Genomic DNA, 16372 nt, shown 5'->3' on the forward strand with positions numbered 1-16372 from the left:
ATAAGAAAGGGGGATAACTATGCCTCGTAAAGGTCCAGTTACTCGCAGAGACGTATTGCCAGATCCTATTTATAATAGCAAACTAGTTACTCGTCTTATCAACCGTATTATGGTTGATGGAAAAAGAGGGGTAGCACAAACGATTCTATACAACGCTTTTAACCTCGTGAAAGATCGTACAGGTAAAGAGCCGATGGAAGTGTTTGAAGCTGCTATCAAAAACATTATGCCAGTACTAGAAGTTAAAGCTCGCCGCGTTGGTGGAGCTAACTATCAAGTGCCTATCGAAGTTAGACCTGACCGTCGTTCGACATTAGGTTTGCGTTGGTTGGTTAACTATTCCCGTCTTCGCGGTGAGAAGACGATGGAAGAAAGATTGGCTTATGAAATTATCGATGCTAGCAATAGCACTGGTTCTTCCGTTAAGAAACGTGAAGATACACACAAAATGGCTGAAGCTAACAAAGCATTTGCTCACTACCGCTGGTAGAATTATAATATAATTAAGAGAAAGGAGACAAAACGACCTATGGCTAGAGAGTTCTCCTTAAAGAACACGCGTAATATCGGGATCATGGCTCATATCGATGCTGGTAAAACGACAACAACAGAGCGCATTTTGTATTACACTGGTAAAGTCCATAAAATCGGAGAGGTGCACGAAGGTGCAGCTACGATGGACTGGATGGAGCAGGAGCAAGAGCGCGGAATCACGATTACTTCCGCTGCTACAACTGCGCAATGGGAAGGTCACCGCATCAATATTATCGATACCCCGGGGCACGTTGACTTTACCGTTGAGGTAGAGCGTTCCCTTCGTGTGTTAGATGGAGCAGTTGGTGTATTTAGTGCGAAAGAGGGCGTTGAGCCTCAATCCGAAACAGTTTGGAGACAAGCTGATAAATACAACGTTCCACGTATTGCTTATGTAAACAAAATGGATATCATCGGTGCAGACTTCCTGCAAGTAGTTGAATCCATGCGTTTAAAACTAGGTGCAAATGCAGTAGCTATTCAACTTCCAATCGGTGCTGAGAATGATTTCAAAGGTATCATCGACTTAGTTGAAGAAACTGCTTATATGTACAAAGATGATCTTGGTAAGGATATCGAGAAAATCGAAATTCCTGCTGAGTTTAAAGATCAAGTTGCAGTGCTTCGTTTGGAACTAATCGAGAAAGTTGCTGAGCTTGATGAAGAGCTTACAATGAAATACCTCGAGGGCGAAGAAATCTCTGTTGATGAGATCAAAGCAGCTCTACGTAAAGGTGTCTGCGAAGTGAAAATCTTCCCAGTTATCGTAGGGTCTTCTTATAGAAACAAAGGTGTTCAATTGATGTTGGATGCGGTTATTAACTACCTGCCTTCACCACTTGATGTACCTGATATTAAAGGTGTACTTGACGATGGTACCGAAGTGGTTCGTAAGTCTGCTGACGATCAACCTTTCTCAGCGCTTGCATTTAAAATCATGACGGATCCTTTCGTTGGTCGTCTTACTTTCTTCCGTGTTTACTCTGGTACCTTGAACTCCGGTTCCTATGTCTCTAACGCGACAAAAGGAAAACGTGAGCGTGTTGGTCGTATTCTGCAAATGCATGCGAACAGCCGTCAAGAGATCAGCATTGTATACGCTGGTGATATTGCCGCAGCTGTTGGATTGAAAGATACAACAACTGGTGATACACTTTGTGATGAGAAGAATCCAGTTATCCTTGAAAGAATGGTCTTTCCTGAACCGGTTATCCAGCTTGCTGTTGAACCGAAGACGAAAGCCGATCAAGATAAAATGGGTATCGCATTGCAAAAGCTTGCTGAAGAAGATCCAACTTTCCGTGCTTCCACAGACGAAGAAACTGGACAAACGATCATCGCAGGTATGGGTGAGCTTCACCTTGAAATCCTAGTTGACCGTATGCTTCGTGAGTTCAAAGTTGAAACCAATGTAGGTAAACCACAAGTTGCTTACCGCGAAACATTCCGCGCGGCAGCTAAAGTTGAAGGTAAATTCGTTCGTCAATCCGGTGGTCGTGGTCAATACGGACATTGTTGGGTTGAGTTCGAACCACAAGAAGCAGGCACAGGTTTCATCTTCGAAAACAAAGTTGTGGGCGGATCTATTCCTAGAGAGTATATCGCACCTATTCAAGCTGGTATCGAAGAGTCCATGAAGAACGGTGTAATCGCAGGATTCCCGCTTGTGGATATCAAAGCTACTGTTGTTGATGGATCTTACCATGACGTTGACTCCAATGAAATGGCGTTCAAAATCGCGGGTTCCATGGCACTTAAAGCAGCGAAAGAAAAATGTAAACCGGTTCTTCTTGAGCCAATCATGAAGGTTGAAGTTACTGTACCAGAAGAGTACATGGGCGATGTTATGGGTGACCTTAACTCTCGTCGTGGACGTATCGAAGGTATGGATAGCCGTCATGGAGCACAAGTCATTCGTGCTAAGGTGCCTTTGTCCGAGATGTTTGGATATTCCACAACACTTCGTTCAAGAACACAAGGCCGTGGCGTTTACTCCATGGAGCTTTCGCATTATGAAGAAGTACCTAAGTCCATTGCAGAAGAAATTATTGCAAAAGGCAAAGGCGCTTAATATAAAAATTTTAGTTACTCTAAGGAGGAATCGTTTAAAATGGCAAAGGCTAAATTTGAACGTAATAAACCGCATGTTAACATCGGTACTATCGGTCACGTCGACCATGGTAAAACTACTTTGACAGCTGCAATCACAACTGTACTGTCCAAAAGATACGGTGGAGCTGCAGTAGCATTCGACCAAATCGATAAAGCACCAGAAGAGCGCGAGCGCGGTATCACAATCTCCACAGCTCACGTTGAGTACGAAACTCCTAACCGTCACTACGCACACGTAGACTGCCCAGGACATGCTGACTATGTTAAAAACATGATCACTGGTGCTGCTCAAATGGACGGCGCTATCCTAGTTGTATCCGCAGCTGATGGCCCTATGCCACAAACACGTGAGCACATTCTTCTTTCCCGTCAAGTAGGCGTACCTTACATCGTGGTATTCCTTAACAAATGTGACATGGTTGAAGACGAAGAGTTGCTTGAATTGGTTGAGATGGAAGTTCGCGACCTTCTTAACGAATATGAGTTCCCAGGCGATGATACTCCAATCATCCGTGGAGCAGCTCGTGAAGCTCTTCAAAACCCAGATGGCGCATGGGCTGATAAAATTATCGAATTGTTCGAACAAGTTGATACTTATATCCCAACTCCTGAGCGTCAAACTGACAAACCTTTCCTTATGCCGGTTGAGGATGTATTCTCAATCACTGGTCGTGGTACAGTTGCTACAGGCCGTGTAGAGCGTGGAACTGTTAAAGTACAAGAAGAAGTAGAAATCGTTGGTATCGCTGAAGAAACTCGCAAATGCGTAGTTACAGGCGTAGAGATGTTCCGTAAATTGCTTGACTCCGCTCAAGCAGGTGACAACATCGGTGCCCTTCTTCGTGGTGTTGATCGTAAAGACATCGAGCGTGGACAAGTACTTGCTAAGCCAGGTTCAGTTAAACCACACACGAACTTTACAGCTCAAATCTACGTTCTAACTAAAGAAGAGGGTGGCCGTCACAAGCCTTTCTTCACTGGTTACCGTCCACAGTTCTACTTCCGTACAACTGACGTTACTGGTATCATCAACCTTCCAGAAGGAACAGAGATGGTAATGCCAGGTGATAACATCACTGTTACTGTAGAACTAATCAACCCGATCGCAATCGAAGAAGGTACTCGCTTCGCGATTCGTGAAGGCGGACGTACTGTTGGTGCGGGCGCGGTTGCTACAATTCAAAAGTAATCTCTCTTTGAGAGGTCGAACATCCATCGATTTATCGGTGGATGTTTTTTTGTTTCATTAATTATCGTTATAAACGTAGAGTGCATTATCACTAATGCCAAATGGAAACAGATTGCAGTAGTTTTATTAATAATCTTTTATTATAATGTAGGAACGGATTCAGGAAACGACTACGGATGCTTACTTATATAGAAGGAAAAATAGCTTGCGAATAAATATGTGTGTTTACCTAAAATTTCGCTTGCATTTCGTTTTATAATTTTATATAATATTAAACGTTGGTCTGTGACGTTGCGATGATGTGAAAGGTTGCCGACACACCAGGCCCCTTTGCCATGGGGATGGCTGTTGGAGAATTTTCACGGAGTATGTCCGATACTAAATTGGGCGATAGAAGGAGGGACTTTAAATGGCAAAGCAAAAAATTCGTATCCGTTTGAAGGCGTATGATCACAGAATTATTGATCAATCAGCTGAGAAAATCGTGGAAACTGCCAAGCGTTCCGGTGCAGGTGTATCCGGTCCGATTCCGCTTCCGACAGAGAAGCAAATCATCACGATTCTTCGTGCGGTGCACAAGTACAAGGATTCGCGTGAGCAATTCGAAATGCGTACGCATAAGCGTCTAATCGATATTGTGAATCCAACACCACAAACAGTTGATGCTTTGATGCGTCTAGACTTACCGTCTGGCGTTGACATCGAGATCAAACTGTAAAACAACTATAGAGTTAACAATGGAAGGAAAAGAGGTGTCAACGATGAAAGGTATCTTAGGAAAAAAACTTGGGATGACACAATTGTTTACTCCGGAGGGTAATGTAGTTCCGGTAACTGTCATTCAAGCGGGACCATGTGTGGTACTGCAAAAGAAAGATGTGGATAACGATGGTTATGAGTCGATCCAAATCGGTTTTGATGATGTAAAAGCTAGTCGTATCATTAAACCAGAGCTTGGCCATGCGAAAAAAGCAGGGGCAACGCCTAAGCGCTACGTTAAAGAAATTCGTGGCATTCAGTTGGGTGACTATGAAGTGGGTCAAGAACTGAAAGCAGATCTGTTCGCAGAGGGCGAATTCGTTGATGTAACGGGTACTTCCAAAGGTAAAGGTTTCCAAGGTAACATCAAAAGACATAACCAATCCACAGGGCCGATGGCACACGGATCACGTTATCACCGCGGACCAGGTTCGATGGGTTCCATTCAAGCAAACCGCGTTCCTAAAGGTAAGAAATTGCCAGGACATATGGGTAACGAAACAGTAACATTGCAAAATCTTCAAATTATCAAAGTAGATGCTGAACGTAATGTATTGCTAGTTAAAGGTTCCATTCCGGGTCCTAAAAACAGCTACGTTAGCGTGAAGTCTGCTGTTAAAAAGTAAGAAAGGAGGAAGACAGATGCCAAAAGTAGCTTTATATAATGTAACAGGTGCTCAGGTAGGAGAAATTGAACTGTCTGACGTTGTTTTCGGAATTGAACCTCACGTTCATGCGATTCACGAAGCTGTTCTTTTACAACAAGCAGCTGTGCGTCAAGGAACTCACAAAACAAAAGGTCGTTCAGAAGTTCGCGGCGGTGGTCGTAAACCTTGGAAACAAAAAGGTACAGGTCGTGCGCGTCAAGGTAGTATTCGTGCTCCACAGTGGAAAGGCGGCGGTACCGTATTCGGACCAACTCCTCGTAGCTATGGCTTCAAATTGCCTAGAAAAGTTCGTCGCTTAGCGATTAAATCCGCTTTGTCCTCGAAACTTATCGATAACAACTTGATCGTTCTGGATCAACTTCAATTGAATGCTCCGAAAACGAAAGAATTCGTTGCAATTTTGAACAACCTGAAAGTAGATCGCAAAGTACTAGTTGTAGGCGTTGCTAACGACTCCAATGTTGCTTTGTCTGCTCGTAACATCCCAGGTGTGAAATTCGTTGCTGCTGATGGAGTTAACGTTCTTGATGTCATGCTTTATGACAAATTGATCTTAACGCAAGAAGCTGTACAGAAAGTTGAGGAGGTGCTTGCACAATGAAAAATCCACGCGACATTATCAAGCGCCCGATCATCACTGAGCGTACAAGCGACCTAATGGCTAATAAAAAGTATGTTTTCGAAGTGGATCTTCGCGCTAACAAAACAGAAATTAAACAAGCTATCGAAGCAATCTTCAAAGTGAAAGTTACAAATGTAAACACACTCAGAATGCCAGCTAAGCCTAAGCGTTATGGCAAACACTCTGGTTACACTTCCATCTGGAAGAAAGCTATCGTGTCCCTAAGCGCAGAAAGCAAAGAATTGGAATTCTTCGAAACAGTATAATCCATTTCTCAAAGTAAGGAGGAAACAGAGTGCCAATTAAAAAATACAAACCAACCTCACCAGCTCGTCGTGCGATGTCGGTTTCTACTTTTGAAGAAATCACAACATCAACACCCGAGAAATCATTGCTTGCTCCTTTGTTCAAGCATGCTGGTCGTAATAACCAAGGTAAAATTACGGTTCGTCACCATGGTGGTGGACACAAACGTAAATACCGTATTATCGATTTTAAACGTACTAAAGATGGAATACCAGGACGCGTTGCTACAGTTGAGTACGATCCTAACCGTTCCGCAAACATCGCGTTGATTCATTATGCTGATGGCGAAAAAACATACATCATCGCTCCTAAAGGTCTTAAAGTGGATGATCGTATCGTTTCTGGACCGCAAGCAGATATCAAAGTAGGTAACGCACTTCCATTGGAAAACATTCCAGTCGGTACAGTTATCCACAACATTGAGTTGAAACCTGGTAAAGGTGCACAACTAGTGCGCGCTGCTGGTACTGAAGCTCAATTGCTTGGTAAAGAAGAGTCTTACGTAACAATTCGCTTATCTTCTGGTGAAGTTCGTAAAGTACTTAAAGTTTGCCGCGCAACAATCGGTTCTGTTGGTAACGAAGATCACGAACTAGTAAAAATCGGTAAAGCAGGACGTAACCGTTGGAAAGGCAATCGTCCACAAGTTCGTGGGGTTGTTATGAACCCGAATGATCACCCACACGGTGGTGGTGAAGGACGTGCACCAATCGGACGTAAATCACCTATGTCTCCATGGGGTAAACCGACACTTGGTTTCAAAACACGTAAAAAAGGTAAAGCATCCGATAAATACATTGTACGTCGTCGTACGAAGTAATCTAGGATATAGATATTCTCTTGAGGTTCAAGGAAGGGAGGAACATCCATGGGTCGCAGCTTAAAGAAGGGTCCATTTATCGATGGTCACTTACTGAAAAAAGTAGAAGACTTAAACACTGCGGAAAAGAAAGTTGTTGTCAAAACGTGGTCCCGTCGTTCTACAATTTACCCGCAATTCGTTGGTCACACTTTCGGAGTTTATGACGGAAGAAAACACGTGCCAGTATATGTAACGGAAGATATGGTTGGGCATAAGCTTGGTGAATTTGCTCCAACACGTACGTATAAAGGTCACGATGACGATAAGAAAACCGGAAAACGTTAATTCATTTTTAACCGAGAGGAGGTACTACCATGCAAGCTAAAGCAATATTGAACCACGCTCGGATTGCTCCTCGTAAAGCAAAGCTAGTTGTTGACTTGATTCGGGGAAAAGCGGTAGGTGAAGCGATCGCAATTTTGCGTCATACACCAAAAGCAGCTTCTCCAATTCTGGAGAAACTATTGAATTCCGCAATTGCCAATGCAGAGCATAACTATTCATTAGATCCAAACAAACTTGTTGTTTCCGAGACTTTTGTAAATCAAGGGCCAACAATGAAAAGATTCCAACAACGTGCAATGGGCCGCGCTAGCGCGATCAAAAAACGTACCAGCCACATCACAATCGTGGTATCTGAAAAATAAGGAGGGGTAACGTGTGGGTCAGAAAGTACACCCGATAGGTTTTAGAATTGGTGTCATTCGTGATTGGGAGTCCAAATGGTTTGCAGAAAAAGATTTCGGAACTCTGCTGCTTGAAGACGTCAAAATTCGCGAATACTTAAAGAATAAACTTAAAGATTCTGCAGTTTCCCATATCGATATCGAGCGCGCGGCTAACCGTGTTAACGTAACGATTCATACTGCTAAACCAGGAATGGTTATTGGTAAAGGCGGAGCTGAAGTTGAAGTTATTCGTAACTACATCGCAGCTATGTCGAACAAAAAAGTTCATATCAACATTTCTGAAATCAAACACCCAGATCTTGATGCTATCCTAGTAGCTGAAGCTGTTGCACTTCAATTGGAGCGTCGTGTTTCTTTCCGTCGTGCGATGAAGCAAGCTATGCAAAGAACAATGAGATCCGGAGCAAAAGGTATTAAAGTTGCAACTAGCGGACGTCTTGGCGGTGCCGAGATTGCTCGTACGGAAGGATATAGCGAAGGAACTGTTCCACTTCATACACTTCGTGCGGATATTGACTATGGTACAGCTGAAGCAGCTACTACTTATGGACGTATTGGTGTAAAAGTATGGATTTATCGTGGAGAAGTGCTTCCGACAGCTAAGAAAAAGGCTCAGCCGGAAGGAGGAAATTAAATCATGTTAGTACCTAAACGTGTAAAACACCGCAAAGAACACCGCGGTAGCATGAAAGGTCGCGCTAAAGGCGGTACGGAAGTTGCTTTTGGCGAATTCGGATTGCAAGCGACAGAGCCGGCATGGGTAACCAACCGTCAAATCGAGGCAGCTCGTATTGCCATGACACGTTACATCAAACGTGGCGGTAAAGTTTGGATTAAAATCTTCCCAGCTAAACCAGTTACACAAAAACCGCTTGAAGTCCGTATGGGTAGTGGTAAAGGTAGCGTGGAAAAATGGGTTTCCGTTGTAAAACCGGGCAAAATTTTGTTTGAACTTGCTGGTGTAAGCGAAGAGGTTGCTCGCGAAGCAATGCGTCTTGCAGCTCACAAGCTTCCAATCAAAACGAAGTTCGTGAAAAGAGAAGAAGTAGGCGGTGAAGCAAATGAAGGGTAGTGAATTCCGGAACTTAACCACTGCTGAAATCGAGCAAAAAGTTAATGGTTTTAAAGAAGAACTCTTTAACCTCCGTTTTCAATTAGCTACTGGTCAATTGGACAACCCGACTCAAATTCGTGATTTGCGTAAAGAGATCGCTCGTGCCAAGACTATTTTGCGTGAAAGAGAACTGGGTATTGGGTAACCAAATCTAGAAGGGAGTGTTCCTTAGATGGCTGAACGTAACGATCGTAAAGTTCTGATCGGTAAAGTTGTCAGCGATAAAATGGATAAAACCATTGTTGTTGCTGTAGAAACTTACAAAAAACATGAACTCTATCACAAGAGAATCAAACATACGAAAAAGTTTAAAGCGCATGACGAAAACAACCAAGCTAAGATTGGTGACACTGTGAAAATCAGTGAAACTAGACCGTTGTCCAAAGATAAAAGTTGGAGACTGGTTGAAATTCTTGAAGTGGCAGTTGTTATCTAATATTCTAGATATGAACCCCGAAAGGAGGGAATACGATGATTCAACCATTTACTCGTTTGGCTGTCGCTGACAACTCAGGTGCGAAACAATTAATGTGTATCCGCGTTTTGGGTGGTACTGGTCGTCGCGTTGGTCACATCGGTGATTTGATCGTATGTTCAGTAAAAGAAGCAACACCAGGTGGCGTTGTCAAAAAAGGTGACGTTGTTAAAGCAGTTATCGTTCGTACGAAGAGCGGTGCTCGCCGTAAAGACGGTTCATATATCTCATTTGATGAAAATGCAGCTGTTATCGTGAAAGAAGATAAGAGCCCACGTGGTACTCGTATCTTCGGACCAGTTGCTCGCGAACTTCGCGATAGAGACTTCATGAAGATCGTATCCTTGGCTCCAGAAGTTATCTAAGACGTGTTACGATGTTGTTTTCCGATCCGGAGAACCCCAGGAGGTGTAGAAGCTAATGCCAAGACTTAAAAAGAGACTTGAGTCTCATAACAATAAATTGCACGTGAAAAAAGACGATACTGTTTTCGTTATCACTGGCAAAGACAAAGGTAAGAAAGGCCGCGTTATCGCTGCTTACCCACGTCAAAATCGTGTTCTTGTTGAAGGTGTAAATATGGTTAAGAAACATGCGAAACCATCCCAACTTAACCCACAAGGCGGTATCTTGAATCAAGAAGCTGCTATCCACGTTTCTAACGTGATGCTGATTGATCCTAAGAGCGGCAAACCTACTCGCGTAGGATACAAAGTATTAGATAACGGAACGAAAGTTCGTATCGCGAAAAAATCCGGCGAAGTTATTGACTAATACACACATGTAAGGAAAGGAGGAAACTAAGTCATGACAGTAAGATTGAAAGATCGTTACTTGAACGAGATTACACCAGCTTTAATTCAAAAGTTCAACTACACGACAGTTATGCAAGTACCGAAAATTGAGAAAGTTGTTATCAACATGGGTGTTGGTGAAGCTGTATCAAACTCCAAAGTACTTGATACTGCAGTAGAAGATCTTCAAAAAATCTCTGGTCAAAAACCAGTTGTAACTAAATCCAAAAAAGCGATCGCAGGTTTCAAACTTCGCGAAAATATGCCGATTGGTGCGAAAGTAACTCTTCGCGGCGAACGCATGTACCACTTCTTGGACAAATTATTTAACGTATCACTCCCACGTGTACGTGACTTCCGCGGTATTTCCAACAAAGCATTTGATGGTCGCGGTAACTACACACTTGGTTTGAAAGAACAACTCATTTTCCCTGAAATTGAGTATGATAAAATCGATAAAGTTCGTGGTATGGATATTGTTATCGTAACGACGGCTAAGTCCGATGAGGAAGCTCGCGAGCTTTTAACACAACTCGGAGCGCCTTTCGTAAAATAGGTTACCAGTCGTACCTATCAGGAGGTGTTATATTAAGTGGCAAAAACTTCGATGAAAGTCAAGCAACAACGTACCCCGAAGTTTAAAGTGCAAGCATACACACGTTGTGAGCGCTGCGGACGTCCGCATTCAGTGCTTCGCAAGTTCAAAATTTGTCGGATTTGTTTCCGCGAATTAGCACACTTGGGTCAGATTCCAGGCGTGAAAAAAGCAAGCTGGTAATCACCCTATTTTCGGGAAGGAGGTTTACACAAAATGGTCATGTCAGATCCAATTGCAGATATGCTAACACGCATTCGTAATGCGAATATCGTACGTCATGAGACAGTTGAAATCCCAGCTTCAAAAGTGAAGAGGGAAATCGCTGAAATCCTTAAAAAAGAAGGATTTATCCGTGATGCTGAGTACGTTCAAGATAGCAAACAAGGTATCATTCGTTTGTTCCTGAAATATGGTTCAAACAATGAGCGTGTTATCTCTGGTTTGAAAAGAATTTCGAAACCAGGTCTACGCGTTTATACAAAATCACAAGAAGTCCCTCGTGTTCTGGGCGGTTTAGGGATTGCCATCATCTCCACGTCTCAAGGAGTTATGACGGATAAAGATGCTCGTCAATCCAAAGCTGGCGGAGAGGTTATCTGCTACGTTTGGTAATACAATTGTAATTGAATGGAGGTGCAAACATGTCTCGTATTGGTCGTAAACCAATCACCATTCCAAGTGGTGTAAATGTAACACTAGACAATACTCAAATCACGATTAGTGGACCTAAAGGTTCCCTTTCCCGTGTACTTCATACTGATATGAAAGTTAACGTTCTAGAAAACGAGATTTCCGTTGAGCGTCCTTCCGATAACAAACTCCACCGTTCCCTGCATGGTACAACACGTAGTGTTGTTGCCAACATGGTAAGTGGTGTTACGGAAGGGTTCACGAAATCGTTGGATCTAGTAGGCGTTGGTTACCGTGCAAACAAAAGCGGTGACAAATTAGTTCTTAACGTTGGGTACTCCCATCCAGTTGAGATCAATCCTGAGAACGGTATTGAGTTTGATGTTCCTACGAACACCAAAATCATCGTTAAAGGTATTGATAAAGAGCTAGTTGGCGCAATGGCAGCGAAAGTTCGTTCCGTACGTGAACCAGAGCCGTATAAAGGTAAAGGTATCAAGTATGAAGGCGAACGTATTCTTCGTAAAGAAGGTAAAGCTGGTAAGAAGAAATAAGATCGAAAGATCGCGGGTAATAGCTAAGAGTTTTCTTATGAAAACTTGCTACGTAAGCATAAGCCTCGCATCATAAGATGATGAAAGGAGTGTAAGTATAGATGATTACTAAAAGCGATAAAAATAAAGCTCGTCTGAAAAGACACCTTCGTGTTCGTAAGAAAATCGAAGGAACAACTCTTCGCCCACGTTTGAACATCTTCCGTTCTTCCAAACATATGTATGCTCAACTTATCGATGATACAACTGGTGCAACTATCGTTGCAGCATCAACACAAGATAAAGAGCTTAAAAGTGAAGTAGGTAACGGTGGAAACGTTGAAGCTGCTCGTAAAGTTGGCGCATTGATTGCGGCACGTGCGAAAGAAAAAGGTGTAGTTCAAGTGGTTTTTGACCGCGGTGGATACCTTTATCATGGACGTGTTCAAGCATTGGCTGATGCAGCTCGTGAAGCTGGACTTGAATTCTAGAAATACATTAATAAGGAGGTAAAAGACTTGCGTGTAGATCCTAATACTTTAGAGCTAACAGAAAAAGTCGTAAATATTAATCGCGTAGCTAAAGTAGTAAAAGGCGGACGTCGTTTCAGCTTCAGTGCACTTGTTGTCGTTGGCGATGGCAATGGCTGGGTTGGTGCAGGAATCGGTAAAGCTTCCGAAGTTCCAGATGCAATCCGTAAAGGCATTGAAGATGCGAAAAAGAACTTGATTCATGTTCCTATCGTAGGCACTTCGATTCCTCACCTTGTTACTGGTAAATTTGGCGCGGGGCGCGTTCTATTGAAACCAGCATCCCAAGGTACAGGAGTTATCGCAGGTGGACCAGTTCGTGCAGTACTTGAACTTGCTGGTGTAGGCGATATCTTGACAAAATCCCTAGGTTCATCGAACTCCATGAACATGGTTAACGCAACGCTTGAAGGCTTAAGCCGCTTGAAAAAAGCGGAAGAAGTTGCAAAGCTTCGCGGTAAATCTGTTCAAGAGCTATTAGGTTAGGAGGGGTATACATGGCTAAACAATTACAAGTTACCCTAAAACGCAGCTTGATCGGCCGCCCTGAAACGCAACGCGTTACTGTGAAAACACTTGGTCTTCGCAAGATTAACCAAACTGTTCTTCACCAAGATAATGCTGCAATCAGAGGTATGGTTAACCAAGTAAGCCATTTGGTAGAAGTTAAAGAAATTGAAGCATAGAAATATGAATTTAAGATCTAGAGGAGGTGTACAACGATGAAGTTACATGAGCTAAGTTCTGCTACTGGCGCTCGTAAATCACCTAAGCGTGTTGGACGTGGAACAAGTAGTGGTATGGGTAAAACATCAACTCGCGGACATAAAGGTCAAAACGCACGTTCCGGTGGAGGCGTTCGTCCTGGTTTCGAGGGTGGACAAAACCCATTGTACCGTCGTTTACCTAAGCGCGGATTTACGAACCGTTTCCGTACGGAGTACGCGATCGTTAATCTTGAAGACTTGAACAGTTTCGCAGCTGGTACTGAAGTTACTCCAGAAGTATTAATGGAGACTGGTATTGTTAAAGCTCCTAAAGACGGCATTAAGATTTTAGGAAACGGTGAAATCACAGTAAAATTAACCGTTAAAGCGAACAAGTTCTCTCAATCAGCGATTGAGAAAATCCAAGCTGCCGGCGGTCAAACCGAGGTGATTTAATGTTCAATACCATAGCCAACATCTTCAAAGTAGAAGATTTACGCAGAAGGATTCTCTTCACGCTAATCTTGCTAATCGTCTACCGTTTGGGTGCCTTTATTCCGGTTCCAAACATTAATACAGATGTTCTGAAACTTCAAGATCAAGCGAATCAGAGCGATGTCTTTGGTTTGCTTAACACGTTCTCCGGCGGTGCGCTCTTCCAATTCTCCATCTTCGCGATGGGAATTATGCCTTATATCACGGCTTCGATCATTGTTCAGCTTTTGTCCATGGATGTTATCCCGCGCTTCGCGCAATGGGCAAAAGAAGGAGATGTAGGAAGAAAGAAAATGACGCAGGTGACTCGTTACGGTACGATCGTTCTAGGGTTGATTCAAGCTTTCGGTTTATCAATTGGCTTTAACCGCCTATACAGTGGTTTGGTTATTGATGCTGGGTTTACAACTTTCGCACTAATCGCTATCGTGTTGACAGCTGGTACAGCTTTCTTGATGTGGCTAGGTGAGCAAATCACGGAATACGGTATTGGTAACGGTATTTCCATTATCATCTTTGCTGGTATCGTTTCAGCGATTCCAACAAGCATACAACAAATCTACAAAACGCTTTTTGCAACCGATGGAGCCCTGTTCCTGAACATTGTGAAACTAATCATTATTGCTTTAGTTGTTATCCTGATTATTGCTGGCGTTATATTTGTACAACAAGGTGTTCGTAAGATACCTGTACAATATGCGAAGCGAGTAGTTGGTCGTAAAATGTATGGTGGGCAAACAACACACATTCCACTTAAAGTGAATGCTGCTGGTGTTATCCCTGTAATCTTCGCATTATCACTTTTGATGTTTCCTCCAACCATTGCAAGTTACTGGAGAGGAAATGTAGTCGCAGAATGGATTATTAACAACTTGAGTATTAACCAAACTGCACCATTAGCGATTGTACTGTATGTACTGCTGATTATCGGTTTCACCTACTTCTACACCTTCGTACAAATTAATCCAGTTCAAATGGCTGATCAGATGAAGAAGAATGGCGGATACATACCAGGTATTAGACCAGGTAAAACGACTTCGACTTATCTGACTCGCGTAATGACTAGAATTACTCTTTCTGGAGCTTTGTTCCTTTCCGCAATTTCGATTCTTCCTATGTTATTTGGAGGACTTGCCGGATTGCCTAGCTCGGTTCAAATAGGTGGTACATCTTTGCTTATCGTAGTAGGCGTTGGTCTTGAGACAATGAAGCAAATCGAGAGCCAATTGATTAAGCGTCATTACAAAGGGTTCATCAATAAATAGCTAATAGGTACTGATGGGGCAAGTTCTGCGACATCGGCACCTATTGTGCTGTTCGTAATGCCGAGTGCGATGGGGAGGTTTTAATTGTGAACGTAATATTTATGGGGCCTCCTGGTGCAGGCAAAGGTACGCAAGCAGAGAAAATCGTTTCGGAGTTTCAAATTCCGCATATTTCAACTGGCGATGCATTTCGCGCAGCCATGAGCCAAGGTACTCCAATGGGTATCGAAGCTAAGGGATATGTAGATAAAGGGCTTCTTGTTCCTGATGAAATTACGAATGGTATTGTGAGAGAGCGTCTTGCTCAGCCGGATTGCGATAAAGGATTTTTGTTAGATGGGTTTCCTAGAACGGTAGCTCAAGCTGATGCATTGTCTGATATCGTTGATTCACTTGGTAAGAAGATTGAGGTCGTAATCAATCTTGCTGTTGATCGCAGTTATCTGTTAGCACGACTAACTGGCCGAAGAATTTGTAAATCCTGTGGTTCTACGTATCATGTCATCTTCAACCCACCTCAGCAAGAAGGCGTATGCGATAAATGTTCCGGTGAGTTGTACCAACGATCTGATGATACGGAAGAGAAAGTCGGAACACGTTTGGATGAATACATCAACAAAACGGCTCCGCTTCTGGATTACTACCAAAAGAGGGAATTATTGCGTGAGGTTAACGGGGAACAAGACATTCATGCGGTAACCGAACAAATTAGCTCACTGCTACGAGGTCTAGCGTAATGATCATTTGTAAGTCCGAGGTTGAACTAGACCTAATGCGAGAAGCAGGTCGTATCGTAGCCGAAACGCACCGCTTATTGGCAAGGGCGATTCGTCCGAACATTACAACGAAAGAACTTGATCAGATCGCAGAGGAATTCATTCGCAGTCAGGGAGCAATTCCATCTTTCAAAGGTTACAATGGTTTTCCTGGGAGCATTTGTGCTTCAGTCAACGAAGAATTAGTTCATGGTATTCCTGGTCCAAGAAAGCTAGTTGAGGGCGACATTATCTCTATTGATATTGGTGCTCAATATAAAGGTTATCATGGAGATTCTGCTTGGACATATCCTGTTGGTGAAATTTCTGAAACAGCTCGGCGTTTGTTGACTGTAACAGAAGAATCACTCTACCGAGGCATTGCACAAGCTAAACCGGATGCTAGACTCTACACGTTGTCGCATGCAATCCAAACTTGTATTGAAGACGCAGGCTTCTCCGTGGTTATAGAGTATGTCGGTCATGGTATTGGAACGGATCTTCACGAAGAACCACAAATTCCGAACTATGGTATACCTGACAAAGGTCCTCGACTCAAACCAGGCATGGTCTTAGCCATTGAACCCATGGTGGTTGTTGGCGAAAGATTCGTCCAAACACTCGAAGACGATTGGACCGTAGTCACTTCAGATCGTACCTTATGTGCTCATTTCGAACATACGGTTGCCATAACGGCAGCTGGTTATGAAATACTAACTTTGCCTAGATCGTAGG

General features: G+C 43.1%; 27 protein-coding genes. All 27 read left to right on the forward strand.

Features of this window, described 5'->3' with window-relative positions; translation table 11 throughout:
- Positions 1-19: 19 nt before the first annotated feature.
- The 27 genes from rpsG (at position 20) to map (ending at position 16371) form a co-directional block, all read left to right on the forward strand.
- On the forward strand, positions 20-490 hold the full coding sequence (gene rpsG / locus A8708_RS02050) for a 30S ribosomal protein S7 (RefSeq protein WP_028557499.1): 471 nt from the start codon (positions 20-22) through the stop codon (positions 488-490).
- 39 nt (positions 491-529) lie between these two features.
- Positions 530-2605: an elongation factor G gene (fusA, locus tag A8708_RS02055; protein ID WP_068661876.1), complete on the forward strand. Its 2076-nt coding sequence runs from the start codon at positions 530-532 to the stop codon at positions 2603-2605.
- Between the two features lie 39 nt (positions 2606-2644).
- Positions 2645-3835, forward strand: a complete 1191-nt coding sequence (gene tuf, locus A8708_RS02060) for an elongation factor Tu (RefSeq protein WP_068661877.1) — start codon at positions 2645-2647, stop codon at positions 3833-3835.
- Positions 3836-4244: 409 nt separating this feature from the next.
- Entirely contained in the window at positions 4245-4553 is a 309-nt protein-coding gene (rpsJ, locus tag A8708_RS02065) for a 30S ribosomal protein S10 (RefSeq protein ID WP_028557496.1), read from the forward strand.
- Positions 4554-4596: 43 nt separating this feature from the next.
- Positions 4597-5220 (forward strand): 50S ribosomal protein L3, encoded by a 624-nt coding sequence (rplC, locus tag A8708_RS02070; RefSeq protein ID WP_056618299.1) that lies wholly within the window; start codon positions 4597-4599, stop codon positions 5218-5220.
- Between the two features lie 16 nt (positions 5221-5236).
- Positions 5237-5863, forward strand: coding sequence for a 50S ribosomal protein L4 (gene rplD, locus A8708_RS02075; RefSeq protein ID WP_068661878.1), 627 nt, complete (start codon positions 5237-5239; stop codon positions 5861-5863).
- The gene (gene rplW, locus A8708_RS02080; RefSeq protein WP_056618288.1) at positions 5860-6150 is read left to right on the forward strand and encodes a 50S ribosomal protein L23; all 291 of its coding nucleotides are present in this window, start codon (positions 5860-5862) and stop codon (positions 6148-6150) included. Before rplD ends, rplW begins: the two co-directional genes overlap by 4 nt.
- Before the next feature lie 29 nt (positions 6151-6179).
- Positions 6180-7010 carry a 50S ribosomal protein L2 gene (gene rplB / locus A8708_RS02085; RefSeq protein ID WP_068661879.1) on the forward strand — a complete coding sequence of 277 codons (831 nt, stop codon included), beginning with the start codon at positions 6180-6182 and terminating at the stop codon, positions 7008-7010.
- 48 nt (positions 7011-7058) lie between these two features.
- Positions 7059-7337, forward strand: a complete 279-nt coding sequence (gene rpsS / locus A8708_RS02090; RefSeq protein ID WP_068661880.1) for a 30S ribosomal protein S19 — start codon at positions 7059-7061, stop codon at positions 7335-7337.
- Positions 7338-7366: 29 nt separating this feature from the next.
- Positions 7367-7699 carry a 50S ribosomal protein L22 gene (rplV, locus tag A8708_RS02095; RefSeq protein ID WP_028557490.1) on the forward strand — a complete coding sequence of 111 codons (333 nt, stop codon included), beginning with the start codon at positions 7367-7369 and terminating at the stop codon, positions 7697-7699.
- A gap of 13 nt (positions 7700-7712) precedes the next feature.
- Positions 7713-8375, forward strand: a complete 663-nt coding sequence (gene rpsC / locus A8708_RS02100; protein WP_028557489.1) for a 30S ribosomal protein S3 — start codon at positions 7713-7715, stop codon at positions 8373-8375.
- Positions 8376-8378: 3 nt separating this feature from the next.
- Positions 8379-8813 carry a 50S ribosomal protein L16 gene (gene rplP / locus A8708_RS02105; RefSeq protein ID WP_068661881.1) on the forward strand — a complete coding sequence of 145 codons (435 nt, stop codon included), beginning with the start codon at positions 8379-8381 and terminating at the stop codon, positions 8811-8813.
- Complete coding sequence (gene rpmC, locus A8708_RS02110) at positions 8803-9000, forward strand: 50S ribosomal protein L29 (RefSeq protein WP_028557487.1); 198 nt, start codon at positions 8803-8805, stop codon at positions 8998-9000. The genes rplP and rpmC overlap by 11 nt, the downstream gene beginning before the upstream one ends.
- Before the next feature lie 27 nt (positions 9001-9027).
- Positions 9028-9291 (forward strand): 30S ribosomal protein S17, encoded by a 264-nt coding sequence (rpsQ, locus tag A8708_RS02115; protein ID WP_068661882.1) that lies wholly within the window; start codon positions 9028-9030, stop codon positions 9289-9291.
- 35 nt (positions 9292-9326) lie between these two features.
- The gene (gene rplN / locus A8708_RS02120) at positions 9327-9695 is read left to right on the forward strand and encodes a 50S ribosomal protein L14 (protein ID WP_028557485.1); all 369 of its coding nucleotides are present in this window, start codon (positions 9327-9329) and stop codon (positions 9693-9695) included.
- A gap of 55 nt (positions 9696-9750) precedes the next feature.
- Positions 9751-10104 (forward strand): 50S ribosomal protein L24, encoded by a 354-nt coding sequence (gene rplX, locus A8708_RS02125; RefSeq protein WP_081787661.1) that lies wholly within the window; start codon positions 9751-9753, stop codon positions 10102-10104.
- Between the two features lie 33 nt (positions 10105-10137).
- Positions 10138-10680 carry a 50S ribosomal protein L5 gene (gene rplE, locus A8708_RS02130; RefSeq protein WP_057313451.1) on the forward strand — a complete coding sequence of 181 codons (543 nt, stop codon included), beginning with the start codon at positions 10138-10140 and terminating at the stop codon, positions 10678-10680.
- Between the two features lie 36 nt (positions 10681-10716).
- The gene (locus A8708_RS02135; protein WP_028557482.1) at positions 10717-10902 is read left to right on the forward strand and encodes a type Z 30S ribosomal protein S14; all 186 of its coding nucleotides are present in this window, start codon (positions 10717-10719) and stop codon (positions 10900-10902) included.
- 33 nt (positions 10903-10935) lie between these two features.
- On the forward strand, positions 10936-11334 hold the full coding sequence (gene rpsH, locus A8708_RS02140) for a 30S ribosomal protein S8 (protein WP_028557481.1): 399 nt from the start codon (positions 10936-10938) through the stop codon (positions 11332-11334).
- Positions 11335-11363: 29 nt separating this feature from the next.
- Positions 11364-11906 carry a 50S ribosomal protein L6 gene (rplF, locus tag A8708_RS02145; RefSeq protein ID WP_068661883.1) on the forward strand — a complete coding sequence of 181 codons (543 nt, stop codon included), beginning with the start codon at positions 11364-11366 and terminating at the stop codon, positions 11904-11906.
- Positions 11907-12007: 101 nt separating this feature from the next.
- A complete protein-coding gene (rplR, locus tag A8708_RS02150) occupies positions 12008-12376 on the forward strand; it encodes a 50S ribosomal protein L18 (protein ID WP_057313450.1) in 369 nt (122 codons plus the stop codon).
- Between the two features lie 27 nt (positions 12377-12403).
- Positions 12404-12901 carry a 30S ribosomal protein S5 gene (gene rpsE / locus A8708_RS02155; RefSeq protein WP_028557478.1) on the forward strand — a complete coding sequence of 166 codons (498 nt, stop codon included), beginning with the start codon at positions 12404-12406 and terminating at the stop codon, positions 12899-12901.
- An 11-nt stretch (positions 12902-12912) separates the two neighbouring features.
- On the forward strand, positions 12913-13101 hold the full coding sequence (gene rpmD, locus A8708_RS02160) for a 50S ribosomal protein L30 (RefSeq protein ID WP_057313449.1): 189 nt from the start codon (positions 12913-12915) through the stop codon (positions 13099-13101).
- A gap of 36 nt (positions 13102-13137) precedes the next feature.
- Positions 13138-13578, forward strand: coding sequence for a 50S ribosomal protein L15 (gene rplO, locus A8708_RS02165; RefSeq protein WP_068661884.1), 441 nt, complete (start codon positions 13138-13140; stop codon positions 13576-13578).
- The gene (gene secY / locus A8708_RS02170; RefSeq protein WP_057313448.1) at positions 13578-14882 is read left to right on the forward strand and encodes a preprotein translocase subunit SecY; all 1305 of its coding nucleotides are present in this window, start codon (positions 13578-13580) and stop codon (positions 14880-14882) included. The genes rplO and secY overlap by 1 nt, the downstream gene beginning before the upstream one ends.
- 86 nt (positions 14883-14968) lie before the next feature.
- Positions 14969-15619: an adenylate kinase gene (locus tag A8708_RS02175; RefSeq protein ID WP_068661885.1), complete on the forward strand. Its 651-nt coding sequence runs from the start codon at positions 14969-14971 to the stop codon at positions 15617-15619.
- Positions 15619-16371, forward strand: coding sequence for a type I methionyl aminopeptidase (gene map, locus A8708_RS02180; RefSeq protein ID WP_068661886.1), 753 nt, complete (start codon positions 15619-15621; stop codon positions 16369-16371). Before A8708_RS02175 ends, map begins: the two co-directional genes overlap by 1 nt.
- The last annotated feature ends 1 nt before the right edge of the window (position 16372 follow it).

Origin of the sequence: Paenibacillus oryzisoli, from assembly GCF_001653565.1 — a bacterium.
Classification (GTDB): domain Bacteria; phylum Bacillota; class Bacilli; order Paenibacillales; family NBRC-103111; genus Paenibacillus_E; species Paenibacillus_E oryzisoli.